5 protein-coding genes and 1 tRNA gene are annotated in these 7,745 nt (G+C 64.2%); 3 read left to right on the top strand and 3 right to left on the bottom strand.

Translation table 11 applies throughout. The annotated features are described in order from the left end of the window. Positions 1–283 precede the first annotated feature (283 nt). On the top strand, positions 284–1,837 hold the full coding sequence (locus tag ACFXN1_RS42155; RefSeq protein ID WP_379404550.1) for an acyl-CoA carboxylase subunit beta: 1,554 nt from the start codon (positions 284–286) through the stop codon (positions 1,835–1,837). 76 nt (positions 1,838–1,913) lie between these two features. On the opposite strand, the gene ACFXN1_RS42160 is transcribed toward ACFXN1_RS42155, so the two are convergent. Both ACFXN1_RS42160 and ACFXN1_RS42165 read right to left on the bottom strand, forming a co-directional pair. Beyond that, positions 1,914–3,089: an alkane 1-monooxygenase gene (locus ACFXN1_RS42160; RefSeq protein ID WP_379446037.1), complete on the bottom strand. Its 1,176-nt coding sequence runs from the start codon at positions 3,087–3,089 to the stop codon at positions 1,914–1,916. Positions 3,090–3,345: 256 nt separating this feature from the next. Continuing rightward, positions 3,346–4,605 carry an alpha/beta fold hydrolase gene (locus ACFXN1_RS42165; protein ID WP_379404552.1) on the bottom strand — a complete coding sequence of 420 codons (1,260 nt, stop codon included), beginning with the start codon at positions 4,603–4,605 and terminating at the stop codon, positions 3,346–3,348. 711 nt (positions 4,606–5,316) lie between these two features. Here ACFXN1_RS42165 and ACFXN1_RS42170 point away from each other — a divergent pair. Then, complete coding sequence (locus ACFXN1_RS42170; protein ID WP_379446035.1) at positions 5,317–6,300, top strand: lipase family protein; 984 nt, start codon at positions 5,317–5,319, stop codon at positions 6,298–6,300. A gap of 157 nt (positions 6,301–6,457) precedes the next feature. Here ACFXN1_RS42170 and ACFXN1_RS42175 read toward each other — a convergent pair. After that, positions 6,458–6,520 (bottom strand) — tRNA-Arg (locus tag ACFXN1_RS42175). Positions 6,521–6,684: 164 nt separating this feature from the next. Here ACFXN1_RS42175 and ACFXN1_RS42180 point away from each other — a divergent pair. After that, entirely contained in the window at positions 6,685–7,578 is an 894-nt protein-coding gene (locus ACFXN1_RS42180; RefSeq protein ID WP_379446036.1) for a DUF5677 domain-containing protein, read from the top strand. The last annotated feature ends 167 nt before the right edge of the window (positions 7,579–7,745 follow it).

Below are 7,745 nucleotides of genomic sequence, written 5' to 3' on the forward strand. Positions count from 1 at the left end.
TCCTAACCCCCCCCCCGGGGTCAAGCTCCCAGACCCCGACCCAGGCCCAGCCTGTGGACACCACCGCCACCGGCTCCTCCAGCGGGTCCTACTCCGCCGCCAACTACCTGGTCTGCATCCTCTTCCACACCAGCCTCAACGGCTCCGTGGGCATCCCGTTCTGCTGACGGCCGCCGGCCGGGACTGTGATTCATCACGTTTATCTGCTTCAGTGACCCGTACTGTCTCGGCGCCGCTTACCGTCGCGAGGCACAACAGTTTGTTTGGGAAGGTGGCAACAAGCGTGATCGGTACGCGGGCGAAGCTCGATGAACTGGCCAAGATCCTGGAGATCGCCGCAGAACCCGCGGGTGAGGCCGGTATCGCCAAGCGGGCGTCGAAAGGCATTCCGAGCGTTCGGCAGCGGGTGGAGATGCTGCTCGACCGCGGCACGTTCATCGAGACCGGCGCGCTGGCTCGCCAGCCCGGTCAACCGGACGCGCTCTACGGTGACGGACTGGTCACCGGTCGCGGGCTGATCGGGGGGCGCCCGGTGGTGGTGATCTCCCACGATCAGACCGTGTACGGCGGGTCGGTCGGGGTCACGTCCGCCCAGAAGTTCATGCGGGCACTGAAATTCGCGTTCGACAACGCGTGCCCGGTGGTGACGATCAACGATTCGGGCGGCGCGCGGATCCAGGACGCGGTGGGTTCCATCGCATCGTTCGGTGATATCTCCCGGGTGCTGGAGAAGCTGTCCGGCTATGTGCCGCAGGTGTCGATCATTCTCGGCAAGTGCGCCGCGGGCTCGGTGTACGGGCCGATCAATACCGACGTGCTCATCGGCACCAAGGATTCCTATATGTTCGTCACCGGGCCGGAGGTGATCAAGGCGGTCAACGGCGAGGACGTCACCGCCGAGGAGCTCGGCGGCGCGAAGGTGCAGGCCGAACGCGGCACCCTGCATCACGTGGCCGAGACCGAGCAGGAGGCCTACGAGTGGGCCCGTAACTACCTGAGCTTCATGCCGACGAGCTGCGTCGAGCAGCCGCCGATCGTGAATCCCGGCCTGGAGCCCGAGATCACGGCCAGTGACCGGGAACTCGACACGATCATCCCGGATTCCGATCGTGCCGGCTACGACATGCACGAGATCCTGCTGCGCATCTTCGACGACGGCGAGTTCCACGAGATCCGAGCCGCGTTCGCGCCGAACCTGATCACCGGCTTCGCCCGCGTCGACGGCTACCCGGTCGGCGTGATCGCCAATCAGCCACTGGTGCTGGGCGGTTCCATCGATGCCGCCTGCTCGGACAAGTCGACCTATTTCATCCGGCTCTGCGACGCCTTCAACATCCCGCTCGTGTTCGTCGCCGACACCCCCGGCGTGCTGCCGGGCCTCGCGGAGGAGGCCAATGGCGTCATCATCCGCGGCGGCCGTGTCCCGCGCGCCATCATCGAGGCGACGGTGCCGATCATCAACCTGGTGGTACGCAAGTCCTACGGTGGCGCATACGGCATGATGGCCGCCCGGCAGGTCGGCGCGGACGTCAGTTTCGCCTGGCCCACAGCGCGTATCGCGGTGATCGGCGCCGAAAGCGCGGTCGACCTCCTCGGCAAACGCCAGTTGGCCGCGATGCCGGAGGAACATCGCGCCGCGGCCCGCGAATTCATGATCAACCAGTACAACGAGACGGTCGCCACCCCCTGGGTCGCCGCCGAACGCGGCTACATCGACGCCGTCATCGAACCCTCCCGCACCCGCCTGGAAATCCGCCAGGCCCTCCGCCTGCTCCGCGACAAGAAGCCGGTCAAGCCGGAGTTCAACCCCCGCAAGCACCCGATATACCCGATGTGACCCACCGGCGCGAAAACCGTTGCGAGACAACAGCCGGATGGCCCTGAGCCATCCGGCTGTCGAAGTCTCCTCGCGATCAGCTCCTGTCGGTCGTCGATATTCGATGCAGGCGTATAGGTCCCACGAAGCGGCGCGTGGGTGCTGGTTTGGTGTTCACGAGCGAGAGGTCGCCGCCGTAATGGGCCAGTACGCGGTGGTCCATGACGGCACGCCACAGCGGGGGAATGGCGGCGACAAGGATCAGGGTGGCGTAGCCGGCCGGGAGCTGTGGTGCCGTTTGTGAGCTGCGCAAGGTCTGGTAGCGGCGACCGGGATTGGCGTGGTGGTCGCTGTGGCGTTGCAGGTGGAACAGGAATACGTTCGTGACCAGGCGGTCGCTGTTCCAGCTGTCGCGCGGGGAGCAACGTGCGTAGTTGCCGTTGGCGCGGCGCGGGCGCAGCAGTCCGTAGTGCTCGATGTAATTGACCGTTTCCAGCAGCCCCGAACCCAGCACCGCCTGCACAATCAGAAACGGAATCACCCCGAGGCCGAAGGCCAGGATCATGGTGCCCCACAACGCGACACTCATCGACCAGGCCTGCAACAGCTGATTGTGCCAGCTGAACCAGCGCTTTTCCTTGCGGGACAAGCGTTCTCGCTCCAGGGCCAGCGCCGACCGGAAGCCGCCGACCGCGCTGCGCGGCAGGAACTCCCACAGCGACTCGCCGAATCGGGCGCTGGCCGGATCCTCGGGCGTCGCCACACGCACATGATGACCCCGATTGTGTTCGACGAAGAAATGCCCGTAACCCGACTGTGCCAGAGCGACCTTCGCCAGCCAGCGTTCCAGGTGTTCGGCCCGGTGCCCGAGTTCATGGGCGGCATTGATTCCGATGCCCGACACAAACCCCAGCGTCACAGCCAAACCGAGCTTGTCGGCTACGCTCAGCTCCGAACTTGCCCAGAGATAGCCAGCAATGAGCAGCCCGATGAACTGCAGCGGCAGAAAGAGGTACGTACACCACCGATAGAACCGGTCTTCGGATAATGCCTCGTAGTCCTCCTCGCGTGGGTTGCTCCCGTCATCCCCCACAGACAGATCCAGCAGTGGGATCAGTACCAGCACGAAAACCGGACCGATCCACCAGAAGATGGTGAGCCCCGTGCGGGCTACCAGTTGTGAGGGAACTACAGCGCACGAAGGAGCGATCAACCCGAGAATCCAGAGGTATCGCTTGGGGTCGCGCGACTTCGAATCCTGGAAAATCGACATAGGCGCCTCTTTGATCCAACTGAACGACACTCGCTCGTGAGTGCACGTGGCCGAAATCGTTTGGCTCAAACCCGTCGATTAAGACTAGTCGGATTTCTCCGCCGCGCTAGGTGAACTGCCAAAAATGGTGACTGACCGGGCAATTCAACCCATCCCCGGTGACGAACATCGAGTTCTATACACGAATGCCCGGCAGCCGGGATCGGTGCGAGGACCGATCCCGGCTGCCGGGCATCATGGACCGAACGTCAGAGGGTCAGGGCAGGGCCCCGCAGTTGCTCGGAGCAGGCCAGCCGGCGAGCCGATCGGTCAGCCACTGTTGCGAGTCCGCCAGCGACGGAAAGAACGCCAGCACATGGGTGCCCACCAGACCCGAAACGGTCGGAATCTGCGCGTTCGGATCCAGTTCGATGGTCACGCCGCTACTGCACCAACCGGCCGCCATCTCCCGCACCGGCACGTAGGGCGCACCCTCGTCGTTCATGGCCGAGGCGGTGAGGACGGGCACCGACGGAGTGAGCGTGCCGATGCGCTGTTCGTCGAAGGCCGATTTCAGCTCGGGGTTCCGATCGATGACCGCGGTGAGCGGCTCGCCGCTGGTGGTCCATTCGGACGTGCGCGGATGGTCCTGGGCCAGGCTGGCCGGGACGGCGCATTTGCCCAGAGCGTCGTGCAGGATCGCCTTGCCGGTGTCATTGAGCTCGGCGTCGAGGATCGGGCGAGTCTCCGGGTAGTCGGCGGCGATGCCATTGAGGATCCAGGCGAAAGCCGGTGCGATGGAGGGCCGTCCGTCGTTGTATCCGATGAAGTATTCGTCGTCGACCACCGGACCGCCCACATAGGCGCCGCGTACATTCAGCTCGGGAGCGTAGCTCGACAGCAGTTCGGCCGCGCCCGCGGAAGCCATGCCGCCCTGCGAGTATCCGTAGAGAACGACCGGCGTGCCGGGGTTGAGGCCGGTGCCGGGCAATTGCAGTGCGGCGCGTGCCGCATCCAGCAGCGCGTAGGCCTGTGCCTTGCGGTTGAGGTAGTCGTGCACGTCGGGGGTGCCGAGGCCGTGGTAGTCGGTCACCACCACCGCGATTCCGCGGGCGAGCAGCGAATACAGCGCCAGCAGGTCGTATTCGAAAATGATGTCCGCCGGGGGCTGGTATTGCACGACCTGCGTCATCAATTTCGACGGCGCACATTGATTGCCCTGGCCCTTGGTGCCGCCCGCGTACGCGACCAGCGGGCGCTCGCCGGGGCCGGTCCACGGCACGCTCGGCTGCAGGTACGTGCCGACGACCGCCGTCGGCGCATCGTGGGTGTCGCTGCTGACGTACATCATTCGCGTCGCGGCGGCCGGAACGACGCCGGGCATTCCGGGTGCGGAGAAGGCCACCTGTGCCGGTTCGGCGCGCACGATGGCTCCCGGTGTGGGTGGTAGCGGCGGCGGCAGATAGAAATCGTCGCCCGCCGCGACGGGTTCCGCGCTGGCGAGCAGCGCCGAGTTCGTGGCGCCTCCGCCAACCATGATGAGGGTTCCTGTCAAAGCTACGGCCAATCCAAGCAGTCGCCTCCGCACTTTATCGATCCTTCCTGCGAGTGAGGGACCCAGGGCATCTCGAATCGGGTGTTGAGGCTATACGCAGGGCTATCGGTTTTTTGTGAATCAGCGGAAGAAACGCCGAACTCACGTCGGCCCACCGCGTGTCGTTATGGGATTGCCCGTCGTGTCGGCATTGCCAATTCGGCGATGTCTATGAATGACCTCTGCGCCCTACGAGATTGGGAATCCTCGGGTTGCGCAGGCGCGAGGGCTCGTTGATCGGGTGACCGGCGTCGGGCAGACGAGCATGTGAATCCCGGTCTCGGGGAGGACTGTTGGCTGATCAATGAGAAACGCACGTTTTGGTGTGTTGCTGGAAGTTTGCCGATATAGTCGTTTCAGAATTCGGACTGGCTTGTCGAACGACGTGAACTATTCATGGAGGTCAGACACGTGCTTGGTCGGTTTCCTGTTTTCCTCCGCAGCGGGTCGGCGAAAGTTGTGGCTGCGCTGGGTGGTGTGGTTCTCGGGTTGTCGATGACGACAACGGCTGCGGCGGATCCGATATATCCGATACCCGATCCGGATCCTTTCTACGCCGCCCCGGCGGATCTGGCGGCACACCGGCCCGGTGATGTGCTCCGCACGCAGACAATGCCGCCGGTGGCCATATTTCCCGGCGCCACAGTTACATTGGTGCAATTCCGATCCACCAACTCCCACGATGAGCCGATCGCGGCCACCACCACGATCCTCACCCCCGTCGGTCACCAGCCCGACGCCCCGTTGATGTCGTATCAGCACTTCATCAATGCGCTCGGCACCAGCTGCGCCGTGTCGCATCTGCTGTACTCCGACGATCCGAATCTCCTGACGACGGCGTCGATTCTGAATATGGTACTGGCGCAGGGCTGGAGCATAGCGCTGCCGGATCATCTCGGTCCGTACGTCGCATTCGGGGCGGCACGTCTGGGTGGCCGGATCGTTCTGGACGGTGTCCGAGCGGTGAAACAGCTGCCGGAACTCGCCGCCCAGCACAGTCCGGTCGTGTTGGCCGGCTACTCCGGCGGCGGCATGGCCACCGGGGCGGCGGCTGCGCTCCAACCGTCGTACGCGCCGGAGCTGAAGCTCGCGGGTGCGGCCATCGGCGGTGCCCCGATGAACCTGCTGACGATGGTGCAGGCGTTGGGCTACGACCCGCACCCGGCCTTCGGGCTGGCCATGGCGGCGGCGATCGGTCTCGAGCGCGAATATCCGAACGAGCTGCCGATCAGCTCGTACCTCAACCAGAATGGCTTGGCCCTCCGCAATGCCATGGCCAATGACTGCACCAATCAGATCCTCGCCGAGGGTGTGGGCGGCAGCGCGCGGGCATACATGGCCGATCCTGGGGGCTTCAACGTCCGTGAAGGCGAGTCGGTGCTGGAGGAGAACAGCTTGGAACTCTTCGGCGAAGTGCCGGAAACACCGGTGTTCGAATGGCATTCACCCGACGACCCGCTGATTCCGGTCCAAGCGATCGACAACACCGACCACCGCTGGTGCGCGGCCGGTGTTCCGGTGCAGACGCTGCGCGTTCCCGCGCCCGAGCATCTGTCGGGAGCGGTGCTGGGTGCCCCCGAGGTGCTGGCGTGGCTCAACGGCCGGGTTCGCGGCGAGCCCGCACCCAGTAACTGTTGACAGGGTTGCCATGACTCCACGGCCGGCGTTCTCACCCGGTCCGGGCGGCCCGGCAGGTCGCCCGGACCGGGCCTAGCTGTCCGGTCCGGGCGGCCCCGGCTTCCTGCCCCGGCGAGGCAGTCGGCCGAGTTCGACGGTCTGACCTGGATAAATGTGCCCTCGGCAGGATTCGAACCTGCGACACCCGCTTTAGGAGAGCGGTCGGCGCCCCGTTTGCCGGAGTTTGCCATCGTTGAACTGGTTGAGGCGATGACTATGAGCTGCACTTTCGGAGTTGGCAGTGTTGGTTCGATTCAGCGGCGCTGAGAGATGCTGCGTACCCGGTGCGTACGGGATGTGCACATCTACGACGCGAGCACGCCTGGACGTGTCAGCATGGCCTTCGTGGCAGTGAACGAGAATCCCGACTTTGAAGGACGCCTGGCCGCAGTCGAGGCGTGGACCTCCACCCAGAAGAAGGTCATGACGATTGGCGACCTGGGATGGGACGCAGTCGAGTCGGACATCCGCTCTCTCGCAGTCAACTACATTCTCCGTCGTCAGCTTGAGGCGCTTGACGCCACAGTACTGCTCGCCAAGGGCGGACTCGGTCACTTGTCTGTCGGGTTCGTTCGGCCAGCTCTCGATGAGCTGCTCTGGATGCTGTGGGTCAAGGATCTTTCGCAACAGGATGCGCAGGATCTGCTGAACACCATGGGGATATGGGATGGCATCCGCTCCCTACTCGCTCAGAGGGCATATGTCGGCGATGCTGTGATGCAAGAACTCTGGTATCCGGTCGCGCTCCTGGATGCTCAAGACCAGCATAAGGCCGCCGTAAGGGACAAGCTGAAGACTCTAGGCCAGCAATACCATTGGGCAGGTGGCGTGTTGCCAAGCGCAAGCTGGGTCGCTGAGCAGAGTGGCCATGAGGCTTTGTACGAGTACCTTCACGCCGCCTCAAGCCGGGCACTTCATTTCTCGGTCGGAGAAATCACGCGCCATAGCTGGGGTGAGCCGGGCGGAGCAGTGACCACCCTGAACCCGAACTTCCGCGAATACCGGACTACCTTTGCACTGTTTCAGTTGCCGCTGCTGTTCGCCGAGACCTTTACGGCGTGCGTGGACTTGCTGGACGCTGCGGGGATTGTCTACTCGGCCGACGAGGTCTTGGAGGAACGAATTCTCGCTGAAGCCAAGAGCCTCGGTAGGTTCGGACAGGTTCCGCTGGTTCATGCCCATGAGTGGAACCTCAGGCCGCCGGCCAAACCGACTGAGGGCTCCGGACGAGCGGGCTGACTGTCGTCGGATGGTGTGGGTCGTTGCGACACTGCACTGGGCGTTCTCGCCGGTAAGTCTCGTCAGGCTGACTGAATCGCCTGTAATTGTTTGGGGTGGCTGGCCTGGGGCTGGCTGGAAGGGTGGGTGCTGGCTTTTCGGGTTGGGTGTGACTCGTGAATCGTCTG

The sequence above is a fragment of the Nocardia sp. NPDC059154 genome (genome assembly GCF_042755705.1).
Classification (GTDB): domain Bacteria; phylum Actinomycetota; class Actinomycetes; order Mycobacteriales; family Mycobacteriaceae; genus Nocardia.